The sequence below is a fragment of the Halomonas sp. BN3-1 genome, assembly GCF_003056325.1.
GTDB lineage: Bacteria > Pseudomonadota > Gammaproteobacteria > Pseudomonadales > Halomonadaceae > Halomonas > Halomonas litopenaei.
Genome location: NZ_PYVV01000002.1, coordinates 242049 through 266706 on the forward strand (window position 1 = coordinate 242049; position 24658 = coordinate 266706).

General features: G+C 65.7%; 16 protein-coding genes. 14 read left to right on the forward strand and 2 right to left on the reverse strand.

Features of this window, described 5'->3' with window-relative positions; genetic code table 11:
- Window positions 1-69: 69 nt before the first annotated feature.
- From C9F12_RS04470 to C9F12_RS04490, 5 genes are all read left to right on the forward strand, one after another.
- A complete protein-coding gene (locus tag C9F12_RS04470) occupies window positions 70-1827 on the forward strand; it encodes an NADH-ubiquinone oxidoreductase-F iron-sulfur binding region domain-containing protein (RefSeq protein ID WP_205254625.1) in 1758 nt (585 codons plus the stop codon).
- Window positions 1827-4781, forward strand: a complete 2955-nt coding sequence (gene fdhF, locus C9F12_RS04475; protein WP_108448111.1) for a formate dehydrogenase subunit alpha — start codon at window positions 1827-1829, stop codon at window positions 4779-4781. The genes C9F12_RS04470 and fdhF overlap by 1 nt, the downstream gene beginning before the upstream one ends.
- Before the next feature lie 180 nt (window positions 4782-4961).
- Window positions 4962-5237 carry a hypothetical protein gene (locus C9F12_RS04480; RefSeq protein ID WP_108448191.1) on the forward strand — a complete coding sequence of 92 codons (276 nt, stop codon included), beginning with the start codon at window positions 4962-4964 and terminating at the stop codon, window positions 5235-5237.
- 119 nt (window positions 5238-5356) lie between these two features.
- Window positions 5357-6508: a sugar diacid recognition domain-containing protein gene (locus C9F12_RS04485; RefSeq protein ID WP_108448112.1), complete on the forward strand. Its 1152-nt coding sequence runs from the start codon at window positions 5357-5359 to the stop codon at window positions 6506-6508.
- Window positions 6509-6893: 385 nt separating this feature from the next.
- Window positions 6894-10376 (forward strand): bifunctional diguanylate cyclase/phosphodiesterase, encoded by a 3483-nt coding sequence (locus tag C9F12_RS04490; protein WP_162816389.1) that lies wholly within the window; start codon window positions 6894-6896, stop codon window positions 10374-10376.
- Between the two features lie 329 nt (window positions 10377-10705).
- Here the strand turns inward: C9F12_RS04490 and C9F12_RS04495 are convergent, their stop codons facing one another.
- On the reverse strand, window positions 10706-11992 hold the full coding sequence (locus C9F12_RS04495) for an aromatic ring-hydroxylating dioxygenase subunit alpha (RefSeq protein WP_108448114.1): 1287 nt from the start codon (window positions 11990-11992) through the stop codon (window positions 10706-10708).
- A gap of 360 nt (window positions 11993-12352) precedes the next feature.
- On the opposite strand from C9F12_RS04495, the gene C9F12_RS04500 reads away from it, so the two are divergent.
- From C9F12_RS04500 to purU, 8 genes are all read left to right on the forward strand, one after another.
- Window positions 12353-13459 (forward strand): hybrid-cluster NAD(P)-dependent oxidoreductase, encoded by a 1107-nt coding sequence (locus tag C9F12_RS04500; RefSeq protein WP_108448192.1) that lies wholly within the window; start codon window positions 12353-12355, stop codon window positions 13457-13459.
- A gap of 155 nt (window positions 13460-13614) precedes the next feature.
- Window positions 13615-14823, forward strand: a complete 1209-nt coding sequence (locus tag C9F12_RS04505) for a GlxA family transcriptional regulator (RefSeq protein WP_108448115.1) — start codon at window positions 13615-13617, stop codon at window positions 14821-14823.
- Between the two features lie 495 nt (window positions 14824-15318).
- Complete coding sequence (gene glyA / locus C9F12_RS04510) at window positions 15319-16626, forward strand: serine hydroxymethyltransferase (protein WP_108448116.1); 1308 nt, start codon at window positions 15319-15321, stop codon at window positions 16624-16626.
- 93 nt (window positions 16627-16719) lie between these two features.
- Window positions 16720-17970 carry a sarcosine oxidase subunit beta family protein gene (locus C9F12_RS04515; RefSeq protein ID WP_108448117.1) on the forward strand — a complete coding sequence of 417 codons (1251 nt, stop codon included), beginning with the start codon at window positions 16720-16722 and terminating at the stop codon, window positions 17968-17970.
- A 14-nt stretch (window positions 17971-17984) separates the two neighbouring features.
- Window positions 17985-18350, forward strand: coding sequence for a sarcosine oxidase subunit delta (locus tag C9F12_RS04520; protein ID WP_108448118.1), 366 nt, complete (start codon window positions 17985-17987; stop codon window positions 18348-18350).
- Window positions 18347-21388 (forward strand): sarcosine oxidase subunit alpha family protein, encoded by a 3042-nt coding sequence (locus C9F12_RS04525; RefSeq protein ID WP_108448119.1) that lies wholly within the window; start codon window positions 18347-18349, stop codon window positions 21386-21388. Before C9F12_RS04520 ends, C9F12_RS04525 begins: the two co-directional genes overlap by 4 nt.
- Window positions 21381-22049, forward strand: a complete 669-nt coding sequence (locus C9F12_RS04530; protein WP_108448120.1) for a sarcosine oxidase subunit gamma family protein — start codon at window positions 21381-21383, stop codon at window positions 22047-22049. The genes C9F12_RS04525 and C9F12_RS04530 overlap by 8 nt, the downstream gene beginning before the upstream one ends.
- Window positions 22046-22930 (forward strand): formyltetrahydrofolate deformylase, encoded by an 885-nt coding sequence (gene purU, locus C9F12_RS04535; protein WP_045991005.1) that lies wholly within the window; start codon window positions 22046-22048, stop codon window positions 22928-22930. The genes C9F12_RS04530 and purU overlap by 4 nt, the downstream gene beginning before the upstream one ends.
- Window positions 22931-22932: 2 nt before the next feature.
- On the opposite strand, the gene C9F12_RS04540 is transcribed toward purU, so the two are convergent.
- Window positions 22933-23625, reverse strand: a complete 693-nt coding sequence (locus C9F12_RS04540; protein ID WP_108131362.1) for a DUF3047 domain-containing protein — start codon at window positions 23623-23625, stop codon at window positions 22933-22935.
- A 287-nt stretch (window positions 23626-23912) separates the two neighbouring features.
- On the opposite strand from C9F12_RS04540, the gene C9F12_RS04545 reads away from it, so the two are divergent.
- Window positions 23913-24407: a DUF302 domain-containing protein gene (locus tag C9F12_RS04545; RefSeq protein WP_240184168.1), complete on the forward strand. Its 495-nt coding sequence runs from the start codon at window positions 23913-23915 to the stop codon at window positions 24405-24407.
- Window positions 24408-24658 lie beyond the last annotated feature (251 nt).

Here is a 24658-nt window from a genome sequence, read left to right on the forward strand (position 1 = left end):
AGTGGCAGGGCGCGTCGACCCGGCAAAGTCCGCACCGCTGCCTTACATGGACATAACTAGAGTCAAGCAATGACCGTCGAACCCGATACCACCGTGACTTCCGACGCCAGCCGATCCCGGCGTACCCGGGCGACCCTCAAGGGGCGCCAGACCGACCCCGACCTCCTCGAGGCATTGCGTCGGTTGCTGGGCGATGAACGCAAGCACCCCGAGCTGCGGCGGCGCGATCTCTTGATCGAGCACCTGCACGCTATCCAGGACGCCAATGGTCATCTGGCGCTTGACTGGCTGAGGGCGCTTGCGAGCTACATGACGCTGCCCATGGCGGCGGTCTACGAGACGGCGACCTTTTACGCTCACTTCAATGTGGTGCATGACGGCGAGGCGCCACCACCCGCACTGACGGTGCGCGTGTGCGACTCGCTGTCCTGTGAACTGGCCGGGGCCGAGCGTCTGGCCGAGGCGCTGAGCGACGGCCTCGACCCCGAGCAGGTGCGCGTTACCCGTGCCCCCTGCATGGGCCGCTGCGACCTGGCGCCGGTGGTCGAGGTGGGGCACCACCACCTGGGCCACGCCACCCCGCAGGCGGTGGAGGTGCTGGTGGAAACCGGCAAGGTCCACCCTGAGGCGGTGCTGTGGCAGCGCCTCGACGAATATCGCCGAGAGGGCGGCTACGAGCTGCTGCGCGGCTGCCGGGAAGGCCAGGTGACGGTCGATGAGTTGACCTCGATGCTCGAGCGCGCGGGCCTGCGTGGCCTCGGAGGCGCGGGTTTCCCGACCCATCGCAAGTGGCAGAGCGTTCGCGCCGAGTCCGGTCCTCGCTGGTGCGCGGTCAACGCCGACGAAGGTGAACCGGGGACCTTCAAGGATCGCTACTACCTGGAGCGCGCCCCCCATCAGATGCTGGAAGGCGCCCTGGTGGCCTGCTGGGCGGTCGAGGCAGAAGGCGTCTATATCTACCTGCGCGACGAGTATCCCGGCGTCCACCGGGTACTGATCGAGGCCATCGAGGAGCTCGAAGACGCCGGTATCGCGCAGCCGGGCCAGCTTATCCTCAGGCGTGGCGCCGGGGCCTACATCTGCGGCGAAGAGTCGGCGATGATCGAGTCGCTGGAGGGCAAGCCTGGCAAGCCCAGGCATCGTCCGCCGCTGGTCGCCCACAAGGGCCTGTTCGGCCGGCCTACGCTGGTCAACAACGTCGAGACCCTGTACTGGATACCGGTGCTGTGGCGCGAGGGGGTGGCCATGTACGCCGGTCAGGGCCGGCGCGAGCGCAGCGGCCTGCGCAGTTTTTCGCTGTCCGGGCGGGTGCGGCGGCCTGGTGTCTATCTGGCGCCCGCCGGCATCAGCCTGCGCGAGCTGGTCGACGAGTACGGCGGCGGCATGGCGCAGGGCCATCAGCTGGCCGGCTACCTACCGGGGGGCGCCTCCGGCGGTATCCTGCCTGCCGCCAAGGCGGATATCGCACTGGACTTCGACACCCTCCAGGCCGAGGGCTGCTTTATCGGCTCGGCGGCGGTGATCGTGCTGTCCGACCAGGACGACCTGCGTGCGGTGGCCACCAACCTGCTGGCCTTTTTCGCCGATGAATCCTGCGGTCAGTGCACCCCCTGTCGGGTCGGCAGCGAGAAGATGCTGAGCCTGCTCGAGCGCGATCGATGGGTGGTGGAGGACCTGGAGCGGTTGTCCCGGGTGATGCAGGACGCCTCGATCTGCGGCCTGGGGCAGGCGGCGCCGAATCCGGTGCTGAGTCTGCTGCGCCACTTCCGCGATGATCTGGGGCGCCACGACATCATCGTCACCGATACCGCCGAGGGAGCGTGCTGATGACCGGATCCAGGAACGCTTTTGTCTCCCACGTCGCTGATGATTCGACGCTTGAGTCCTTCACGCTGACGCTGGATGGTGTCGAAGTGAGCGCCTGGCCCGGCGAGACCCTGTGGCAGGTGGCCAAGCGTGCCGGGGAGACCATACCGCACCTGTGCTTCAAGGACGCCAGCGGCTACCGCGCCGACGGCAACTGCCGTGCCTGCATGGTGGAGATCGAAGGCGAGCGGGTGCTCGCCGCCAGCTGCCTGAGGGAGGCGCGCCCCGAGATGGTGGTCAGAAGCCAGTCGTCCGAGCGCGCCCGGGTCGCCCGCGAGGGCGTGCTGGAGCTGCTGCTCAGCGATCAGCCGCCGCGCGACGATAGCCCGGACCGTGCAAGCCAGCTGTGGCAGATGGCCGATCACCTGGCGGTGGACGCCACCCGCGCCCGCGCACGCTATCCCCGGCGCAGGCCCGACGTCGTGCGTCATGCGCCCGGCGCTCGCCTTCCCGGCCAGTGCCCGCCGATCGCAGACGATGCGAGCGGGGGGCGCCGTGCTTCCGCGACAGCAGGCCACGACACCAGCCATCCGGCGATGACGGTCAATCTGGACGCCTGTATCCACTGCACCCTGTGCGTGCGCGCCTGTCGTGAGGTGCAGGTCAATGACGTCATCGGCATGGCCCATCGCGGCGCCGCCAGCAAGGTGGTGTTCGACCTCGATGACGTTATGGGCCAGAGCAGCTGCGTGGGTTGCGGCGAGTGCGTCCAGGCCTGTCCCACCGGCGCCCTGTCGCCGACCAGCTTGATCGATGCCCAGGGCCGTGGTAACAGCGACAGCGCCGAGCGCAAGGTGGACTCGGTGTGTCCCTACTGCGGTGTCGGCTGCCAGTTGACCTACCACGTCAAGGATGACGCCATCCTCTACGTGGAAGGCCGCGACGGCCCGGCCAACCAGGGACGGCTGTGCGTCAAGGGACGCTTCGGCTTCGACTACGGCCGCCACCCGTCGCGGCTGACCCGGCCGCTGGTGCGGCGCGAGGGCGTGCCCAAGGGTATGGATGAGGGCTTCGATCCCGCCCGGCCACTGACCCATTTTCGTGAGGCCGACTGGGACGAGGCGCTGGCGCTGGCCGCCGGGGGCCTGACCCGGCTCAAGGCCGACCACGGTCCCAGGGCGCTGGCAGGCTTCGGCAGTGCCAAGTGCTCCAACGAGGAGGCCTGGCTGTTCCAGAAGCTGGTACGCACCGGCTTCGGCTCCAACAACGTCGACCACTGCACCCGGCTGTGTCACGCAAGCTCGGTGGCGGCGCTGATGGAATGCATCGGCTCCGGTGCGGTGACCGCCTCCTTCATGCAGGCGCTGAACGCCGACGTGGTGATCCTCACCGGCTGCAATCCGGCGGTCAATCATCCGGTGGCGGCGACCTTCTTCAAACAGGCGGCCAAGGGTGGCACCCGGTTCATCATCATCGACCCACGGGGCCAGGCCATGGGCGCCTATGCCCATCGGGTACTGCGCTTCACCCCGGGGGCCGACGTCTCGCTGTTCAACGCCATGCTGAACGTCATCATCGACGAGCAGCTCTTCGATGAGGCCTATATCCGTGAGCACACCGAGGGCTTCGAGCGGCTCAAGGCATCGGTGCGCGATCAGACGCCGGAGTCGGTGGCCATGGCCTGTGGCGTGCCCGCCGACGAGATCCGCGCAGCGGCGCGGGAATACGCCAACGCCGAACGGGCGATGATCTTCTGGGGCATGGGGATCTCCCAGCATACCCACGGCACCGACAATGCCCGCTGCCTGATCTCGCTGGCGCTGGCCTGTGGTCACACCGGGCGCCCCGGCACCGGCCTGCATCCGCTGCGTGGCCAGAACAATGTCCAGGGGGCCTCCGACGCCGGCCTGATCCCGATGGTGCTGCCGGACTACCAGCCGGTGTCCGACGCCCAGGTGAGGGCCTCCTTCGAGGAACTCTGGGGCAACGCTGGCACAAGCAGCGACGGCAGCGGCGACGCCCTGGATCCCGAGCCGGGACTCACCGTGGTCGAGATCATGGACGCCATCCACGCCGGCACCATCCGCGGCATGTACATTCTGGGCGAGAACCCGGCCATGTCGGACCCGGACCTGACCCACGCCCGTGGGGCGCTGGCAAGCCTCGAACATCTGGTGGTGCAGGACCTGTTCGTCACCGAGACGGCGCAGTTCGCCGACGTCATCCTGCCGGCCTCGAGCTGGCCGGAAAAGGACGGTACCGTGACCAACACCAACCGTCAGGTGCAGCTAGGGCGCCAGGCGCTGCCGCTGCCCGGTGATGCGCGGCCGGACTGGTGGATCATCCAGGAGATGGCGCGGCGCTTCGGTCTCGACTGGGACTATGGCCACCCGCGCGAGGTCTACGCCGAGATGCAGAAGGGGATGGCCTCGCTGAACCATATCGACTGGGAGCGACTCGAGCGCGAAGGCGCGGTCACCTATCCCTGCCTGGCGGAAGGGGCGCCGGGCGAAGACGTGGTGTTCTCCGAGGCCTTCCCCACGGCGAGCGGCAAGGCGCGTTTCTCGCCGGCGTTGCCGCTGCCGCCCGATGAACCCATAGACCGCGACTACCCGACGGTGCTGTCCACCGGACGCCAGCTTGAGCATTGGCACACCGGGTCGATGACCCGCCGGGCCCAGGTGCTCGACGACCTGGAGCCCGAGGCGGTGGCCAGCCTGTCGGCGGGGGAGCTCACCCGGCTGGGCGTGCAACCGGGAGAGCGGGTGACCATCACCACCCGGCGTGGCGCCATCACACTGGTGGCGCGGCTCGACGACGGCATGCCCGACGGCATGGTGTTCGTGCCCTTCTGCTATGTTGAGGCGGCGGTCAATCTGCTGACCAATCCGGCGCTGGACCCCTACGGCAAGATTCCGGAGTTCAAGTATGCCGCCTGTCGCTTGAGCCGCGCCGAGCCGGCCCAGGTCACCTAGGCGCTGTCCGAAAAGTCGACGAGCGAAGGTTAGACAAGGCAAAAATCGGTGAGAAAGCGCAGTTTACGGGGTGTAAATGAGCATTTTGATCCGATTTTTAACGCCGTATTACCGAGCGCAGGCACTTTTCAGACAAGCCCTAATCTGAACGTAAGACACAGCAACAAGGAGTCACCCACCATGATGATTGCCGAGCTGATCGACGGTCGTGACTTTCGTGATCGGCTGTTGGCGCTGGGAGTGCGCCTGCCCGAGGATGCCTGCCCCGAGACCTGCGCCAGGATGGCCCGGCTCAAGGCACGTGAGGTCGGCCTGCCCGGCCTTGCGGCGCTGGTGCGCGAATTGATGGACAAGCAGGAGGTGCTGTTGCCGTCGGTCCAACAGGCCATCCAGGCCCACCTGCTGGGGCTCGATGATAATGGCGAATCCAGGGCAGCAGGGAAGGGCCTAGCCTAGGGCGCCGTCTATGGTGCCGTCTATGGCTCAGCCTGGGGCGCAGGCCGGACCGCCGGCTTGCAGCCGCTCAGTCGCAAGGCGAAGATGGCGTTTCTTCGCCAGCGGCGGCAGGTGGCCCCATGATTCTGAGCGCTGAGCTCGCACAGCAGATCATCGACAAGACCCAGGATATTCTCGACGCCAACATCAACGTGATGGACGCGCGCGGAGTGATCATCGCCAGCGGTGATCACTCGCGTCTGGGTACCCTGCATGATGGCGCAATGCTGGCGCTTCAGCGTGGCAATGGACTCGAGATATCCGAGCATGACGTCGATGCCTTCAAGGGGGCGCGACCGGGCATCAATCTGCTGCTTCAGTGCGCCGGCGAGACCGTGGGAGTGCTCGGTATCACCGGTCCGCCATCGCAGGTACGTCAGGCGGCGCGGCTGGTCAAGGTGACCGCCGAGATGCTGGTCGAACAGGCCGACATGCTGAGTCAGCTTGAGTGGGCCAAGCGCCACCGGGAAGGTTTTATCCTGTCATGGGTCAACGCTGAGCTTTCTTCCGAGCAACTTCATGACTGGGCCGAGCGACTGGGGATCGACGTCGCCTGTCAGCGACTGGCGGTACTGATCGAGCTGGACAGAGGATCGCCCAGCGCAGACCTGGACGCCATGCAGCGACTGATGGAGCTTCTGGCCCGTGACAGCCTGGTCACCCAGGTCTCACCCCATCGCGTTCTGGTGCTCCAGCCTGTGGTGGATCAGGCTGGACAGCGCAGGCAGGGCGCACACCCAGGCCCCGACGGGACTATCGAAGCCCTGCTGGCGCGACTGGCACGCCACGATATTCACGGGGCCAAGGTCGCCGTCGGGCGCGCCTTCGATGCACCCGGCCACCTCCACCTGTCCTACGAGAGCGCTCGGCAGGTACTGGCGATCGGCAAGCGCCAGTTTCCCGAGCGAATGACCTATCACTACGACGAGCTGCGCCTTCCGGTGCTGTTGTCGCCACTGAACGATGGCTGGCAAGGCGAGCAGTTGCGCGAGGCGGTCGAGCGCATTCGTGGCGCCGACAGCCATGGGCGCCTGCTCAAGACCCTGGCGATGCTGATCGAGCACGAGGGCAACCTGAGTCGCTGCGCCGATGCCCTGCATGTCCATCGCAACACCCTGCGCTATCGGCTGGATCGCATCCAAGAGATTACCGGTATTTCTCCCCATCGCTTCACCGGCCTGGTGGAGCTTTTCCTGGGTCTGGAGCTGTCGTCCGGCGACGGCGCTCATTGAAACCCACAGGCTGATCTTTCTCGCGGGTGGCGAGCGGCGGCTTGCGAGCTGTCGCTTGCGAGGTAGTGCCTAGATGCTGTCCGTCATCATGTCGCAGGGGGCATCGGGCCTGCTGGTGTGTCTGCAGGTAGGGTGGTGGTTGCCACAAAGTCTGCCGTCAGGACTTGCCCGCGATAAGAATGTGAAGCCACGGCGCTTAGCTTGTGGCTTTTTTCTTACATTAAATTACGAATTAGTTACCGAGAGTCGTAGCGACATTTTGTGCAGGATAATTAGCAGGGAGACAAATCTGTGCAGCTTTCCCCTGAGGCGGGCTGATCTAAGGCGTTCGCCCAGGAGGCTTGCGCCGCCCATCTGGACGCTCCTTCATCACAGAGGCCGGCCGATGAGTGACTGGAAGTCCGAGGAAGAGCGGAGTCTGGGCTTTCCGCCACTGCTGCTGGTGGTGCTGACCTTCGGGGCCCTGATGGCCCTGCATACCCTGTTCGCCTCCTCCTCGTCCTCATTGTTCCTGTTCGATCTTCTGACTTTCAGCCGTTCGGGCGCGGTGGCGTCGTTGCTGGCGACGCTCGGTATTCTGGCGCTGGTTATCGGCTGTGATCGTGTCAGGCGGCTGGCCTCGTTGGCGCTGCTGGGGTACAGCCTGGGACAAGGGCTATGGCTGCTTGATCAAGTCAATCGTCAGGTGAGCCTCGAGGCGCTGCCGGCAATGTCGTTGCTGCTGATGCTGCTGTTCGCCTTCTGTCTGTGGCACGGTCGAGGCGTCGGGCGCAGGCGCTACGCGGCCCTGGGAATCGTGTGCATGGTGGCTGGTGCGCTGGGATTTTCGATCCTTTGGACGACGGAGGATGCCCCTCGTTGGCGCCTTGTACTGTTCGAGTCTCGACCGCTTGGCACCGTCATGGTGTTTACCTACGGAGTCATCTTCTGGCTGGTCGCCCGCCAGCGCAGCTTGAGCTTGCGACGGCTGGCGCCCAGGGTGATCAAGGTCGGGCTTATCGGCACCAGTCTCAGCATGCTGGTGGGCTTTGGGGGCTACCACCTCTATTCGCTCGATCTGAAACAGGATCTGAGCACGCAGCTGGATGCCTTGAGTGAGCGCATCGCCAATTGGGAAGAACGCTACCGCCTGGGCTGGAGCGAATGGAGCCTTCCGCTGACCCAGGCAGGAGGGTCGCCGGAACCCACCGGTCCCGCAGCCCGGGGAGAGGTGCCTGCCTACGTCTGGTGGCAGGACAAGGGCGCATTGCGCTGGAACCCCGCTGACGGTGGTGGGGCGACGTCTCGACTCGAAGAAATGCTGGCGTTGCACGAGGTTCGAAGTTGGCTCGAACAGCGTCAGAACGAGGCCATGCGCTGGTGGATTCCGGGCAAAGGCGCGGCGCTGCTGGAGGTCAACAGCTTCGGTGCTGCGGGCCCCCGGCTGGTCGTACTGGTCGACACGACGCTGTGGCTTGAGCATATGAGTGAAGGACTGACGGCGAACCTGTCGCTGTCGGGGCTCCGCCCAGCAGAAGCGTTGGATCATGCTGCCCGCGAGGTCTGGGTCGAGCGCGGCAGGCTGGCCGGCGTGATGCGAGACGATATTGCCCTGGCTGGCGGCACGCTGCTGCGGGTTCAGGCATCGAAGCCGCTGTCGCTCAAGTGGGTGCTATTGCCTGCGCTGTTGCTGGCGTTGGGCCTTTTTGTCACCTATCAACTGATGACCTGGATTGCGCTGGCGCGATTGCGTAGAGAGCAGGCGATTTCGCTGGCGACGCGTGAACAGGAGTTTCATTCCCTGTTCGGACTGCACCCCGTGCCGATGCTGCAGGTTCGACGTTCGGGCCTGATCGGTGCGCTCAACGACTCTGCCACGGAAGCTCTGGGTGACCGCGCAGGGGAGGCTATCGCTCGACCCTTCACCGAGGTAGCCAGTCGACTGCTGGGATGCGGTGATGCGCCCGATGAATTGATGAAGCACTTCGACAATGTCATGACCGGGCGACAGCGGTCCGTGGTGTTCGAGTGCTCGATCGCGGATTCTACCTTCAGGATACGCCTGCAGCAGGTCCGGGTGAGGGCGGCCTGTGTGGGCCTTTTCGCCAGTTTCGCCGACATCAGTCTGCGTCAGAAGGAGCAAGCCAGGCTGTCGATCATGGAGCACTGCCTCAGGGAGAGCAGCAATGGGGTCGTGATCTTCGACGCCCAGTCCAGGGGCTGCCCCGTGATGTATGCCAACGCTGCTTTGTGCCGCATGCTGGATGCTTCGGCATCCTCGGTGACCGGACTGCTGGCGAGTGAGCTTGCCAGGACCATGTGTCTGGACCCGGTGACCGAAGCCGAGATCTGTCACTGGATGAAGACCCAGCAGCCGGGCTCGGTCACTGCGCTGGCCAGCCAGGGAGGAGGAGGCGGTCGCTGGTACGACCTGACGCTCTCGCCGGTGCATGCGCTCCGCGAAGGGGTAAGTCACTACATCGGCATCGTCGATGACGTCAGTCAGCGCAAGGTTCAGGAAGAGATGCTGGCCCACCAGGCCACCCACGACGCCCTGACTGGTCTGCCCAATCGCACCCTGCTGGCCGACCGACTGGAGCACGACGTAGCCCTGGCGACACGTCATCGGCAGGGGCTGGCGGTGCTGTTCATCGATCTGGATGCGTTCAAGCCGATCAACGATAGCCTGGGGCATGAGGTCGGTGATCGCGTGCTGATACAGGTCGCCAAACGCCTGAGCCGAGGGCAGCGACGCTCGGATACCCTGGCGCGTCTGGGCGGGGACGAATTCGTGCTGGTGCTGGTGGATATCGGTGGCAAGGACAAGGCCATCGCGGTGGCCGAGCGTCTGCTGAACCAGTTGCGTGAACCCTGCCGCGTCGACGGCTTCCAGCTGCAGATATCCGCGAGTATCGGGATCGCCTTGCTGGACACCGGGACCACCCTGTCGCCACAACGGCTGATCCAGCAGGCCGATCTCGCCATGTACCAGGCCAAGCAACGCGGGCGAAACCAGTATCAGTTGTTCACACGCACCCTGGACGGTGTCCCCGGGCGTCATGTGACCCTGCGCAACGCGCTGCGTATTGCCATGGAACAGCAGCGGCTGCAGTTGTTCTATCAGCCCCAGGTGGATGGCGAGGGCAGGATCACCGGTCTGGAGGCGCTGATACGCTGGTCCCATCCCGAATTCGGCTGGGTACCGCCGTCGGAGTTCATTCCACTGGCCGAAGAAACCGGCCAGATCATCGATCTGGGGCGCTGGGTGATGCGCAGGGCCTGCTACGACGCCAAGCGCCTGTGGCGAAGTGGACTCAAGCCGGGGCGAGTGGCGGTGAACCTGTCACCGCTGGAATTTCATCGCATGGATTTTCTATCGAGCGTGTGCCAGACGCTGGATCAGACCCACCTGCATGCCGAGTGTCTGGAGCTGGAAATCACCGAAGGCATGTTGCTGGATGACCAGGAACGCGTGGCACGTACACTGGGGGCCCTGGCGGCCCGCGGGGTCACCACGGCGATCGATGACTTCGGCAAGGGATACTCGAGCTTCGATTACCTCAAGTCCCTGCCCATCGACAAGATCAAGATCGATCGTGGTTTTGTCGCCCAGTGCCTGGACAGTGAACGAGATATCGCGGTCTGTCGCAGCGTGATCACCCTGGCCCAGGAGTTGGGCCTCGAGGCGCTGGCAGAAGGGGTCGAGACACCGCATCAATGTGCCGCCCTGAAGGACCTGGGGTGCACCACCTTCCAGGGCTATTTGTTCTCTCGACCGGTGCCTTTCCGGGAGCTTGCCGGCCTGCTGCGTCGCCCCCATCTGGCGCCGCAGCAGGAGGTCCCGATGGATCGGCAGGACTTGATTGGGGCGGAAGCGCGCCGACGCTGAGCGCCCGCCGAGTCCTGAAATCCGCCCTGGTGTCGTCTTGAAGACGACACCAGGGCTGGCTTCGGGGCAAGCGATGACGGCAGGCTGTGTCAGCGGGCTATGTCAGCAGGTCGGACACCAGGCCGTGACAGAGAGACACCCAGGGGACCGCGCTCTCGACGAGCGCAGGGACTTTTCCCCCAGGCCCTAGGCGCTGTCCGAAAAGTCGACGAGCGAAGGTTAGACAAGGCAAAAATCGGTGAGAAAGCGCAGTTTACGGGGTGTAAATGAGCATTTTGATCCGATTTTTAACGCCGTATTACCGAGCGCAGGCACTTTTCAGACAAGCCCTAGCCGCTGGCCAGGCTCAGCGCCGGGCTACTGCCCAGGTTGGCTGCCAAGGTGGTGCGGTACCAGTCGATAAAGTCGATCACCCCGTACTCGTAGGTGGGGGAGTAGGGGCCGGGGCGATAGGCCAGGGAGTTGATGCCTCGCTGGTTCTCTTCGGCAAGCCTTCGGTCCTGGGCGTTGGTGGCGTCCCATACCCGGCTCAGGTTCTCGACGTCGTAGTCGACACCCTCCACCGCATCCTTGTGGACCAGCCATTTGGTGGTGACCTGAGTGCGCTGGGGACCCAGCGGCAACACCCGGAACACCGCGGCGTGGTCGCCGACAAAGTGATTCCAGCTATTGGGCAGATGCAGGATGCGCAGGGAGCCCATGTCCTCGATGCCCTGATGGGTCAGCGGCCGGCGACAGGCGGCCCTTCCGTCCATGGTCATGGACACGGTGCCCTCGACCAGCGGGGTGCGGGTCAGGCGATTGCGCTTGCCTCCCGCCCAGCTCATCTTCCAGGGGATGCCGAGGCCGTCCCACTCCTGCTGCTTGCGTGCTACCAGACTGCGGTATTCCGGCGTGGCACGGGGGTCCTCGGTGTCGTCAAACTCGTAGAGCGACTTGATCAGCTCCGGGTGAGAGCCGTTGCAGTGGTAGCACTCGCGGTTGTTCTCGAGCACCAGCTTCCAGTTGGCTTGCTCCTCGATGGTGGTGGTCACGGCCACCTTGAGGTTGGCCATGTCGTAGAAGCTCAGGTAGCTGTCGAAGATGGCCTTGAGGTCGCTCACGTCCGGCGGATTCTCGGCGAGGCTGACGAACAGGTAGCCGCCGGCTTCGGTCAGCGCGACCGGGGCGAGTCCGTAGTCCTCGAGTCGAAAGTCCTCGCCCATCTCGGTGCCGGCGAACAGCAGGCGTCCGTCCAGCTCGTAGGTCCACTGATGGTAGGGGCACACCAGCTTGGCCAGCTTGCCCTTTTCGGTGGAGCACAGGCGAGATCCGCGATGGCGGCAGGTGTTGTGGAAGGCGTGAATGGCGTCGCCATCGCCGCGCACGATGACCACCGGATTATGGCCGATGTCGAGGGTGATGAAGTTGCCCTTGGCGGGAATCTCGCAGCTCATGCCGGCGAAGATCCACTCGCGCTCGAAGATGGTCTGCATGTCGAGCTGGAACAGTCGTTCATCGTTGTAGAACGGCTGCGGCAACGAGAAGCCGAAGGGGTGATGTGACATCGTCTCCAGGGCGAAACGACGGGCGTCCCCCAGGGGATCCTCCAGATTGAGATGGGCGATGGGCTCCATGGTGCACTCCTCGTGATGCGATAGATGCGGTGTCGATGGGCGCGGTGGCCCATGGCAAGGGGCGCCGCTATGGATCAGGGGAAAGCATTAGCGGCGCTATCGGCTGGCGTGCGTCGCGGTTGTCATGCTGCGCAGTCTGGGGCAAGGGGGATGACCCTGGGTATCTGGCGGCGACACCAGATGATGCCGTTGCGACCTCTTTGTCGCTGCAGCGAGCGTGGCCGGAGGATTCGAGTATGCTGATGTCGCGATCAGACAAGTGGCGCGCGAGGAGCGAGGGGCAGAATGCGCTCAATGACCAGGCCTCGAACGAGGTTCGGGGCCTGGATGAACCGCCGACTGTCTGCGAGCGAAACCGCCATGGTGACGAATTTTCTCAATCCGGTGACCACCCAGACCTGGGCCAATGGCCGCCACGTCGTGCGCTGCGTCAAGGTCATCCAGGAGACCTGGGACGTCCGAACCTTCTGCTTCATGGCCGAGCAGCCGGTGATGTTCTTCTTCAAGCCGGGGCAGTTCGTCACTCTGGAGCTCGAGGTCGACGGTGAGTGCGTCTTCCGCTCCTATACCATCGCCAGTTCACCTTCCATCCCCTACAGCTTCTCGATCACCGTCAAGCGGGTGCCGGGGGGGCGCGTCTCCAACTGGCTGCATGACCAGATGGACGTGGGCCACGAACTGGCGGTGCACGGTCCGGTGGGGGACTTCAACTGCATCGACCACACCGCCGACAAGGTGCTGATGCTCTCCGGCGGTGTCGGCATCACGCCGCTGATGTCGATGACCCGCTGGTTCTTCGATACCAATGCGGCGGTGGACCTGGCCTTTATCCACTGCGCCAGGACCCCCAGGGACATCATCTTTCACCGTGAGCTTGAGCATATCTTCTCGCGGATTCCCGAGTTCCGGCTGAATATCGTGTGTGAACGGGACAACGAGCTGAACCAGGCCTGGTCGGGTTTCCGCGGCTTCCTGTCGGAGCCCATGCTGGAGCTGATGGCGCCTGATTTTCTGGATCGAGAGGTCTTCTGCTGCGGGCCCACGCCCTTCATGTCGGCGGTCAGGCGTCTGTTGACCCAGCGTGGCTTCGACATGAGTCGCTACCACGAGGAATCCTTCGGTGCCACGCCGGTCGACGTCCAGGAAGACGTCCACGAGCTGGCGGAGCAGGCCGAGGCGGAGGCCGAGGAGCTTGTGGCGGCCGACATGCACTGTGTCGAATTCGCCTCGGCGGGCAAGAGCGTGCGCATCCAGCCGGGCGAGACCGTGCACGCTGCGGCCTCAAAGCTCGGACTGCATATTCCCAAGGCCTGCGGCATGGGCATCTGCGGCACCTGCCGGGTGCCGCTGGTCGCCGGTGAGGTGGACATGGAACACAACGGTGGCATCACCGACGAGGACGTGGCCGAGGGCTTCATCCTGTCCTGCTGCAGTCGACCCAGGGGTAACGTCACGGTGGACTGGTAGCGGCGGTGGCTCCCGGCGGAGGAGGGTCGTGGGCCACCCAGCGCGGCAGTGGTGTAACCGTCCGGTGCAGGTGACTCTGTATGGCGTTGATAAATAGGAGGGCCGTGAGAAATTCGGTTAGGCTGGAGTCTGATTTTTGCTGGTATTTGGACGCCATGCCATCCTCGCCCCTGCACCCGCTCCATCCATCACGGCCATCGCCGGCACCATCGTCAGCACAGCAAGGGCACGCCGATGTCTCTGGCGGCGAGCCGCTCACGCCGGCGCTGTCGGTGGGCTTTGTGTTGCTGTCGCGCTTTACCTTGCTGCCCTTTGCTGCCTTCGTCGACTGCCTGCGGCTGGCGTCCGACGAGGGCGATCGCAGTCGTCAGCTACGTTGCCGCTGGCGCTTTCTGTCAGAGGATGGCGCCGAGGTTGCGTCGAGCTGTGGTGCGGTGATCTCGCCCTGCGAGCCGATAGGGGGGCGTCATGGGCAGCCTTTCTGTGATCCCCGCCAGTTCGACTACCTGGTGGTTATCGGCGGGGTGCTGGGGGAAGGCGAGGAAGCTGATAGCCCTGAGCGAACGAGCCCTGAACGACGGGCTCTCGAGCGAAACCGCCCCGATCGAGATGGCGGCACCCTCGACTATCTGCGCCATGCGGCAGCGCTGGGCGTGCCGCTGGTGGGGGTGTGCACCGGGGTCTACTCGCTGATCCAGGCCGGTGTGATGGAGGGGCGGCGTTGCTGCGTCAGCTGGTACCACCACCTGGATCTGACCCGGCGTTTTCCCGCCGTCAGCGCGGTGGCCGACCGCCTCTATGTCGACGATGGCGACCGCTTGACCTGTGCCGGTGGTGCTGCGGCGGCGGACCTGGCCGCCTATCTGGTGGAGCGCCACCTGGGACGCGCCTGGGCACGCAAGAGCCTGCATATCATGCTGCTGGACGGCCACCGAAGCGGCGACCACTCCCAGCCCCAGCCGGTGGTCTTCGATCGCATCGAGGACCGCATCGTGCGTCGTGCCGTGGCAATTCTCGAGCAGCATCTGGGCGAGCCGCTGTCGGTGGATGAGCTGGCGACGCGCGCCGGCGCCTCGCGTCGGGGGCTCGAGCGCAAGTTTCGCCAGGCCTTCGGTGTCGGCCCGCAGAAGTTCGCCCGTGACCTGCGCCTGCGCTACGGTCTGTGGCTTCTGTACTTCACCGACCATAGCGTCACCGAGATCGGCGAGCGCTGTGGTTTCGCCGACACCGCCCACTTTTCCCGCCACTTCCGCAGCGCCTTCGGACAGTCGCCCTCACGTCTGCGTCGCGATCCCGTCGGTCGCGAGGAGGCCGGCGTCGACCCCTTCTTTCTGCATGTCGGTGCACGCCTGGGGCATCGCTGAGCGCCCCCCGCTGGCGCAATTGCCCCTGATATTGCTCCTGATAGTGCCGCTGATAGCTCCCCTGATCGTGCCGCTGGCAACGTCATCCAAGCGCTCGTCCACGGCGCTCGGCTCATGCCTGCGTCCAACAAAGCTGTCGCATTTGTTCAAGTTCTGAAGGAGCCGCTCGGCTTCAATGACCTTATCCCGCCGGGCACCTGCGCTCGTCTGGGCCGGGCTTTGCCCGTATTGGCCCGTCTGGGCCTATCTGGGCCCGTCTGGGCCTATCTGGGCCCATCTGGGCCCATCTGGGCCGGTCTGGGCCGGTCTGGGCCGGTCCGGGCAGCGTCGATGTCCCTGACGGCGACGCCGATGTCGTTTCCAGAATGTCGGCGCCGGGATAGCGGCTTACCTTGGAGGCGGGGGACTGCCCGTCTTCGTCAGCCATCACAACGACAACATCGACCAGGCGAAAGCGGCCGCGAAGAGGCGCTTCGCCATTACCGGAGATACCCCATGCCAAGCGCTCATCTGTCCAGCTCGTCACTGTCCAGGTTCGATCCGCAGATCGCCGAGGCCATCGCCGACGAGGTCGTTCGCCAGCAGGATCATGTGGAGCTGATCGCCTCCGAGAACTACGCAAGTCCGGCGGTGATGGAGGCACAGGGCACCCAGCTGACCAACAAGTACGCCGAGGGCTATCCCGGCAAGCGCTACTATGGCGGCTGCGAGCACGTCGACGTGGTAGAGCGTCTGGCCATCGAGCGGGCCTGCGCGCTGTTCAGCGCCGACTACGCCAACGTGCAGCCCCACAGCGGCGCCCAGGCCAATGCCGCCGCCTTCATGGCGCTGGTGTCCCCCGGCGATACCGTGCTCGGCATGAGTCTGGCTCACGGCGGCCACCTGACCCATGGTGCGGCACCGAACTTCTCCGGCAAGCACTACCACGCGGTGCAGTATGGTCTGGACGAGGCCACCGGCCAGATCGACTACGCCGAGGTCGAGCGTCTGGCCAGGGAGCATCGCCCCAAGTTGATCGTCGCCGGCTTCTCGGCCTACTCCCAGGTGGTCGACTGGCGCCGCTTTCGCGCCATCGCCGACAGCGTCGGCGCCTGGCTGCTGGTGGACATGGCCCACGTCGCCGGTCTGGTGGCGGCCGGGCTCTATCCAAGCCCGCTGCCCCACGCCCACGTGGTCACTACCACCACCCACAAGACCCTGCGCGGGCCGCGCGGTGGCCTGATCCTGTCCGCCAGCGGTGACGAGGCGCTGTACAAGAAGCTCAACGGCGCGGTCTTCCCCGGCCAGCAGGGCGGCCCCCTGATGCATGTCATCGCGGCCAAGGCGGTGGCCTTCCGCGAGGCCATGAACCAGGACTTCGTGCGCTACCAGGAGCGGGTCATCGTCAATGCCAAGGCCATGGCCGGGACCTTTCTCGAGCGCGGCTACGACGTGGTCTCCGGCGGCACCGAAGACCATCTGTTTCTGGTCTCGCTGATTCGCCAGGGGATCACCGGCAAGGACGCCGACGCAGCCCTGGGTCGCTCGCACATCACCGTCAACAAGAACGCGGTACCGGGAGACCCGCAGAGCCCCTTCGTCACCTCGGGCCTGCGCATCGGGACCCCGGCGGTGACCACCCGCGGCTTCGATGCCGAAGAGTGCGAGCGGCTTGCCGGCTGGATCTGCGATGTGCTGGACGTGCTGGCCCGTGGCGAGAACACCGCCGCCATCGAGGCCGACGTACGCCAGCGGGTCGGCGAGCTGTGCGCGCGCCACCCGGTCTATCCGACCCCTCGGCAAGCCGCTGCCGAGCCGGCCTGATCGGCATGATGCCCCCCCGGCGGTCGTGACGCACCAGCGACCGCCCAGGCACTTTTCAGACACGCTCTAGCCCAGAGTTTTGAGGGACACCCTATGCAACGCTACTCCGGATTCGCGCTGGCCCGCCACGCCCTGAGTCACCACGAGAACTGGCAGCGCCAGTGGCGCAACCCGACCCCCAAGGCCGCCTACGACGTGATCATCGTCGGTGGTGGCGGCCACGGCCTGGCCACCGCCTACTACCTGGCCAAGGAATTTGGCGTGCGCAATGTCGCGGTGATCGAGAAGGGCTGGCTGGGCGGCGGCAACACCGCCCGCAACACCACCATCGTGCGTTCCAACTATCTGTGGGATGAGGCCGCCGCGCTCTATGAGCACTCGATGAAGCTGTGGGAAGGGCTGTCCCGGGATCTCAACTACAACGTGATGTTCTCCCAGCGTGGCGTGCTCAATCTTGGCCATACCCTGCAGGACATGCGCGACATCCAGCGCAGGGTCAACGCCAACCGGCTCAACGGCATCGACGGTGAGGTGCTCGACGCCAGGGGCGTGCAGGAGATCGTGCCGATCCTCGACTGCTCGAAGAACGCGCGCTACCCGGTGATGGGGGCCTCCTGGCAGCCCCGCGCCGGGGTCGCCCGCCACGACGCCGTGGCCTGGGGCTACGCCCGAGGTGCCGATGCCCTCGGCGTCGACATCCTGCAGCAGACCGAGGTGACCGGGTTCAAGATCCGTGACGGCCGCATCCTTGGGGTGCACACCAATCGCGGCGATATCGAGGCTCGCACCGTGGGCTGCGTGACCGCCGGCAACTCCGGGGTGATGGCCTCGCTGGCGGGGCTGCGCCTGCCGCTGGAGAGCCACCCGCTGCAGGCGCTGGTGTCAGAGCCGCTCAAGCCGGTGCTCGATACCGTGGTGATGTCCAACCACGTGCACGGCTATATCAGCCAGTCCGACAAGGGCGACCTGGTCATCGGCGCGGGCATCGACGGCTACAACGGCTACGGCCAGCGTGGCAGCTACGCCACCGTCGAGCACACCCTGCAGGCCATCGTCGAGATGTTCCCGATCTTCTCGCGGGTGCGCATGAACCGGCAGTGGGGCGGCATCGTCGATACCTGCCCGGACGCCTGTCCGATCCTGTCGAAGACCCGGATCGAGGGGCTCTACTTCAACTGCGGCTGGGGCACCGGTGGCTTCAAGGCGACCCCCGGTTCCGGGCATGTGTTCGCGGCGAGCCTGGCCAAGGGCGAGATGCATCCGCTGGCTGCCCCCTTCTCGATCGACCGCTTCCACAGCGGCGCGCTGATCGACGAACACGGCGCCGCCGGTGTCGCCCACTGATTCAGGAGGTTTCCATGTTCCATATCCATTGTCCCTACTGCGACGAGTGGCGCGAGGAAGAGGAGTTTCATCCCAGGGGTCAGGCGCACATCGCACGCCCCGAGGATCCGGCCGGCTGTTCCGACGAGCAGTGGGGCGACTACCTGTTCTTCCGCGATAACCCCCGCGGCATCCACCACGAGCTGTGGGTCCACGCGGTGGGCTGTCGCAAGTTCTTCAACGTGACGCGCCACACCCAGAGCTACGAAATCCTCGAGACCTATCGCATCGGCGAGCGACCGCGCTTTACCCGGGACAACCCCGACGGGGTGGTGGCGTCCGCGCCTGAGTCCCTTGACGACAGCTATATCGCCACCGCCGCCCAGGAGGTTCGCGCATGAGCCAGCCCAATCGCCTCGACACAGGGGGACTGATCGACCGCAGCACACCCCTGCGCTTTACCTTCAATGGCAAGGAGTACACCGGCTTTCACGGGGACACCCTGGCCTCGGCGCTGCTGGCCAACGGGGTGGACGTGGTCAATCGCAGCTTCAAGTACTCGCGTCCCCGCGGCGTCGTCGCCGCCGGTGCCGAGGAGCCCAATGCGGTGGTCCAGCTCGGCCAGGCCGAAGCCGAGCAGGTGCCCAATGTGCGCGCCACCCAGCAGGCCCTGTTCGAGGGGCTGACGGCACGTTCCACCAACGGCTGGCCCAACGTCCAGCGCGACCTGATGGGGACCATCGGCAAGCTTGGCGGCAAGCTGATGCCCCCCGGCTTCTACTACAAGACCTTCATGGCGCCGGCCTCGCTGTGGATGACCTACGAGCGCTATATCCGCAAGAGCGCGGGGCTGGGGCGCAGCCCGCTGGAGCACGACCCGGATATCTACGACCACATCAATCGCCACTGCGAGGTGCTGGTGATCGGGGCAGGGCCTGCGGGACTGGCTGCCGCCCTGGCCGCCTCGCGCAGCGGCGCCCGGGTGATCCTGTGCGACGAGCAGGAGCTCTTTGGCGGCTCGCTGCTGGACGGGCAGGACTTGCTGGACGATCGTCCGGCGTGGCAATGGGTCGAGGAGGTGCTCGAGGAGCTTGCCGCCAACCCCGAGGTGACGCTGCTGCCGCGTACCACCGCCAACGGCTACCACGACCACAACTTCGTCACCCTGCACGAGCGGCGCAGCGAGCACCTGGCCCACTGCGCGCCTCGAGTGGAGGGACGGCGTCAGTCGCGCTCGCGCCTGCATCGGGTGCGCGCCGCGCGCGTCGTGCTGGCCACTGGGGCCCATGAGCGTCCGCTGGTCTACGCCGGCAATGACGTGCCGGGCAATCTGCTGTGCTCGGCGGTGTCCACCTACATCCGCCGTTACGGTGTGGTGCCGGGCAAGCGGCTGGTGGTCTCCACCGGCAACGACGACGGCTACCGTGCCGCGCTCGACTGGCTGGATGCCGGGCGTGAGGTGGTGGCGGTGGCCGACGCCCGCCCCGCACCCGACGGTGAACTGGTCGAGATCGCCCGGGCTCGCGGTATTCGCATCCTGCCGGGCTCTGCCGTGGTCGAGGCCAGGGGCGAGCAGCGGGTCACCTCAGCGCGGGTCGCCGCCATCGATATCGACGCCTTTCGCGTTACCGGCGCCAGCGAGACGCTCGACTGCGACACGCTGGCCAGTTCCGGTGGATTCAGTCCGGTGATTCACCTGGCCTCCCATACCGGAACGCGGCCGAGCTGGCGCGACGACCTGATCGCCTTCGTGCCCAACCTGCCCAGGGGCATGTTGGCGGCCGGTGCAGCCGGCGGCACCTTTGGCCTGGCCGAGGTGCTGGCGGAAGGTCGCGACGCCGGCCTCGAGGCGGCGAGCCAGGCCGGCTTCGAGGGTGCCGAGCTTATACTGCCGGCGGTAGCGTCGCGGCGAGACGGTGCGGCGGTGGCGCTGTTCCAGGTGCCCCACGAAAAGCCGACCCTGCGGGCGCCCAAGCAGTTCGTCGACCTGCAGAACGACGTCACCGCCGCCGGGATCGAGCTTGCCACCCGGGAAGGCTTCGAGTCCATTGAGCACGTCAAGCGCTACACCGCCATGGGCTTCGGTACCGATCAGGGCAAGCTTGGCAATATCAACGGCATGGCCATCGCCGCGCGCTGCCTGGGGCGCTCGATTCCCGAGGTCGGCACCACCGTGTTCCGGCCCAACTATACCCCGGTCACCTTCGGAGCCATCGTCGGTCGCCACTGCGGTGCGTTGTTCGATCCCGAGCGCTACAGCGCGCTGCACCAGTGGCACGTCGGGCAGGGCGCCGAGTTCGAGGACGTGGGCCAGTGGAAGCGGCCCTGGTACTTCCCCAGGACCGTCAACGGCAAGCGCGAGACCCTGCACGAGGCGGTGATGCGCGAGTGCCGCGCGGTGCGCGAAGGCGTCGGCATCCTCGACGCTTCGACCCTGGGCAAGATCGATATCCAGGGGCCGGACGCCCGCGAGTTTCTCGGCCGCATCTACACCAACAAGTGGGCCAAGCTGGGCGTGGGTAAGGTGCGCTACGGCTTGATGTGCAAGGACGACGGCATGGTCATGGATGACGGCACCACCAGTTGTCTGGCCGAGGATCACTTCCTGATGACCACCACCACCGGTGGCGCCGCGGGAGTGCTCGAGTGGCTGGAGCTGTGGCACCAGACCGAGTGGCCGGAGCTCGACGTGAGCTTTACCTCGGTCACCGACCACTGGGCCACCATGACCGTCACCGGCCCCAGGGCGCGGGAGCTGATGAGCGAGCTTACCGAGGGCATCGATCTGGATCGCGAGGCGTTTCGCTTCATGGACTGGCGTGAGGGCAAGGTGGCCGGGGTGCCGGCACGGGTGTTCCGGATCTCCTTCACCGGCGAGCTGGCCTACGAGATCAACGTCCAGGCCCACGCTGCCATGCACGTGTGGAAGGCGCTGTTCGCCCACGGCGAGAAGTACGACCTGACACCCTACGGGACCGAGACCATGCACGTGCTGCGTGCCGAGAAGGGCTTCATCATCGCAGGTCAGGACACCGACGGTTCGGTGACCCCGGAGGATCTGGGCATGCAGTGGGCGGTAGGCTACGACAAGCCGTTCTCCTGGGTGGGCCAGCGGGCGCTGACCCGCAGCGACACCGCGCGCCAGGACCGCAAGCAGCTGGTGGGGCTGAAACCCAGGGATCCGTCGGTGGTGCTGGAGGAGGGCGCCCAGATCGTGCTCGACCCTGACCATCCGATTCCCATGCCGATGGTCGGCCACGTGACCTCGAGCTACTACAGCCCGACGCTGGAAACCGGCTTCGCCCTGGCGGTGGTCAAGGGTGGCCACCAGCGGATGGGCGAGACCGTCTACCTACCCTGTGTCGACGGCAAGGTCCACGAGGCCGAGATCGTTTCCACCATCTTCCTTGACCCCAAGGGGGAGCGCCAGAATGTCTGAAGCTATAGAACGTGCCCGTACCTTTGATGCCTTTCCGGACGAAGGCATCCCCCTGGAGTCACCGCTGGCCTGGTCGTTTCAGCATGTCGGCTGCCCGGCGCCCGGCACCCACTCGCGGGTAATGATGCGCGAACGCCAGCACGACCATCTGATCCTGCGCGGTGGTGCCATCGTGCTCGACGAGGCGGTGCGCGCGGTGCTGGGGCTGTCGTTGCCGGCGCGTCCGCTGGAACTCAGTCAGGGAGATAGGGCTTCGCTGCAGTGGCTAAGTCCCGACGAGTGGCTTGCCGTGCTGCCCCAGGGTGACGCCTTCCGCGTGGAGACGGCGCTGCGCAGCGCCCTGGGCGACGCCAGCGTGGCCTTCTCCGACGTTAGCGCCGGTCAGACGGTGATCGAGCTGACCGGTGATGACCAGGCCATGCGCGAGCTGTTGATGAAGTCGGTGGTCTACGACGTTCACCCGCGCCACTTTGCGGTGGGCAAGGGGGTGACCACGGTGCTGGCCAAGACTAGCGTCATCCTGCGTCGCCCCGACGAGCGACGCTGGGAGCTGGTGGTGCGGCGCAGTTTCGCCGACTACGTTTATCGTTGGTTGCTCGATGCCGGTGAGGAGTTCGCCATCGGCGTCGAGCGTGACGTCACCGCCGGGGAGACGACATGACGATCAGCGTGAGCGCCGTGCGCACGACCCATTGGATCCTGACCGCCCAGTGCCCCAGTCGTCTTGGCACCGTGGACGTGGTCACCCGCTTTCTGCGCGAGCAGGGCTGCTACATCACCGAGCAGCAGTCCTTTGACGACAGCAGCTCCTGTCGTTTCTTCATCCGCACCGAGTTTCGCCCTCCCGAGGAGGGCGAGCTCGATGCAGGCGCCTTCGAGGCGGCCTTTGCCGAGCGCGCGGCGCCGTTCTCCATGGCATTCGAGCTGACCTCACCAGAGCGCCTCACACCGGTGGTGATCATGGTTTCCAAGGCGGATCACTGCCTCAATGACCTGCTCTATCGCTATCGTACCGGCCAGCTTCCGGTGGCCATCAAGGCGGTGGTGTCCAACCACCCCGATCTGGCGCCGCTGGCCGAGTGGCACGGGCTGCCTTATCACCATCTGCCGATCAGCGCCGAGACCAAGGCCGAGCAGGAGGCCCAGGTATGGCGGATCGTCGAGGACAGTGGCGCAGAGCTGGTGATCCTGGCGCGCTACATGCAGGTGCTGTCGAGCGAGATGAGCGAACGCCTGGCCGGTCGAGCGATCAATATCCATCACTCGCTGCTGCCCGGCTTCAAGGGCGCCAAGCCCTACCACCAGGCCTTCGAGAAGGGCGTCAAGCTGGTCGGGGCGACCGCCCATTACATCAACGATGACCTGGACGAAGGCCCGATCATCACCCAGGGGGTGGAGCCGGTCACCCACGCCGATACCGCCGAGGACCTGGTGGCCCGGGGGCGTGACATCGAGTGCATCACCCTGGCCCGGGCGGTCACCCTGCACCTGCAGCGTCGGGTGTTTCTCAACGGCTCGCGCACGGTGGTCTTCCAGCGCTGACGTCAGGGACAGACAGGCGGCGACGACGAGGCGCTGAACTCCATCTTGCTGAACCAGGCGGTGGCGTCGCCTCCGGCGTTGTCGCCATCGCTCATCAGCGCCAGGCCATCGACGCCGTCGGGGCTCGCGCCGAACAGTCGACGGTAGTCGGCGGCCACGTCGCGCACCTCGCCGACCCACTGACCAGCCTTGGCACCTCCGCTTTGCAGCGCCAGCAGGACGGCACGATCGGTAAAGGCGTTGGGCCAGCTGGTGCCTGCCGGCTGATTCGATGACCACACATAGTTGACCGACTCCACCTGCCAGGGCAGAAGGCCGGTGCGTCTGGCCACGTAGACCCGGGCGGGATAGTCGTCGCCACTCTCTGTGCGTTCGTCGACCCCGGAATAGACCCCGGATACCTGCCAGCACCAGCGCAGGTAGGGCGTCTCGCCGAGGTCGATGTCGCGCTCCAGATAGCGGGCCGAGGCCTGCCCCCGGGAGCGCGCTTCGAGCACGCTGACGCCATCGTGCTCGACCAGTCGGTAGGCCGTTTCGCCGGCGAAGGATTTGGTTGGCCAGTCGAGCATGGCGCGCGGGCTGAAGGTCTGGGCCTGGGCGCAGGAGGCCATCAGGACCGCAGCCGAGACAAGGGCGCAGGTCAGGGTACGCGGCGGTGGGGCAGCGAGGTGGCGAAGGGGAAGAATCCGGGCCATGCAGGCTCCTGTCGTCGGCAATCGGGGAAGCGGCTGAAACGACGTGAACGATATGAACGATATGAACCCTCAGGTGCAAATCGTGTGGGCGACCATCGCCTGTGCGCACATCGTGTAGCTGCAGTTGTGCGCACTATGCCCAGTCGCGTCGGCTATGGGTGCTGGGTCGTCGCCCCGGCGTTGAACCTTACACAGCGTCAACCCGGATTGTGAGAGATTTCCCCTTGTGGTGGTCGGGGACCGGCGACCATGCTGTAGGCACATTGACCTGGAAAGGAAGCTCCATCATGAAGCAGTGCTATCGCAAGATGTTCACCCTGTGCCTGGGCAGCGTGCTGGCGGGATCGATGGCGACCATGGCCTGGGCGCAGGGCGAGGTCGAGGTGAGCGACAGCGGTATCGCCAGTCTGACGTCGACCGATAGCCTGGAGGCGGTGGAATCTCGCTTCAAGGAGGGGCTGGAAAAACGGGGAATGGGACTGATGGCAAGCATGGACCACCAGGCCAACGCCGCCGGGGTGGAGCTGGAATTGCCAGCGACACGCACCTACATCTTCGGCAAGCCCGAGGTGGGCACTCGACTGATGCAGTGCGAGGGTAGTGTCGCGCTGGATCTTCCCCAGAAGATGCTGGTTCGCCAGCAGGAAGATCACCTGGTGATCGAGTGGAACGACCCTCATTACCTGGTGGAGCGCCACGGCCTGCAGGACTGCGAGCTGCCCGTGGACAAGATCGCCGAGGCCCTGACCGGGCTGGCGCGGGAGGCAGCGGGCCAGCAATGATGGCCTGGTCTTGCCCAGGCATCTCCCGAGCCTTGCTCACCGGGTCCGGCTCGGGACCTCTTTACCGGGGATCTGGCACGCAATCGCTTGAGGCTGACTCAGGTGGGGGGTAACTGGCGCCCCGTCGGCGGGCTGCCTTGGTGGCCCGCCAGGGGGAGGCAGAATGGTGGGTCGACCAGCGAGATGCTTCCCTCGAGGTAGGGCAGTCGAGGTAGGGCAGTCGAGGTCCTTGCGCCAAGTCCGTCAGCCGA

Coding starts and splice junctions, on each gene's coding strand:
- C9F12_RS04470 (WP_205254625.1), top strand. CDS start 70: ATGACCGTCGAACCCGATACCACCGTGACTTCCGACGCCAGCCGATCC.
- fdhF (WP_108448111.1), top strand. CDS start 1,827: ATGACCGGATCCAGGAACGCTTTTGTCTCCCACGTCGCTGATGATTCG.
- C9F12_RS04480 (WP_108448191.1), top strand. CDS start 4,962: ATGATGATTGCCGAGCTGATCGACGGTCGTGACTTTCGTGATCGGCTG.
- C9F12_RS04485 (WP_108448112.1), top strand. CDS start 5,357: ATGATTCTGAGCGCTGAGCTCGCACAGCAGATCATCGACAAGACCCAG.
- C9F12_RS04490 (WP_162816389.1), top strand. CDS start 6,894: ATGAGTGACTGGAAGTCCGAGGAAGAGCGGAGTCTGGGCTTTCCGCCA.
- C9F12_RS04495 (WP_108448114.1), bottom strand. CDS start 11,992: ATGGAGCCCATCGCCCATCTCAATCTGGAGGATCCCCTGGGGGACGCC.
- C9F12_RS04500 (WP_108448192.1), top strand. CDS start 12,353: ATGGTGACGAATTTTCTCAATCCGGTGACCACCCAGACCTGGGCCAAT.
- C9F12_RS04505 (WP_108448115.1), top strand. CDS start 13,615: ATGCCATCCTCGCCCCTGCACCCGCTCCATCCATCACGGCCATCGCCG.
- glyA (WP_108448116.1), top strand. CDS start 15,319: ATGCCAAGCGCTCATCTGTCCAGCTCGTCACTGTCCAGGTTCGATCCG.
- C9F12_RS04515 (WP_108448117.1), top strand. CDS start 16,720: ATGCAACGCTACTCCGGATTCGCGCTGGCCCGCCACGCCCTGAGTCAC.
- C9F12_RS04520 (WP_108448118.1), top strand. CDS start 17,985: ATGTTCCATATCCATTGTCCCTACTGCGACGAGTGGCGCGAGGAAGAG.
- C9F12_RS04525 (WP_108448119.1), top strand. CDS start 18,347: ATGAGCCAGCCCAATCGCCTCGACACAGGGGGACTGATCGACCGCAGC.
- C9F12_RS04530 (WP_108448120.1), top strand. CDS start 21,381: ATGTCTGAAGCTATAGAACGTGCCCGTACCTTTGATGCCTTTCCGGAC.
- purU (WP_045991005.1), top strand. CDS start 22,046: ATGACGATCAGCGTGAGCGCCGTGCGCACGACCCATTGGATCCTGACC.
- C9F12_RS04540 (WP_108131362.1), bottom strand. CDS start 23,625: ATGGCCCGGATTCTTCCCCTTCGCCACCTCGCTGCCCCACCGCCGCGT.
- C9F12_RS04545 (WP_240184168.1), top strand. CDS start 23,913: ATGAAGCAGTGCTATCGCAAGATGTTCACCCTGTGCCTGGGCAGCGTG.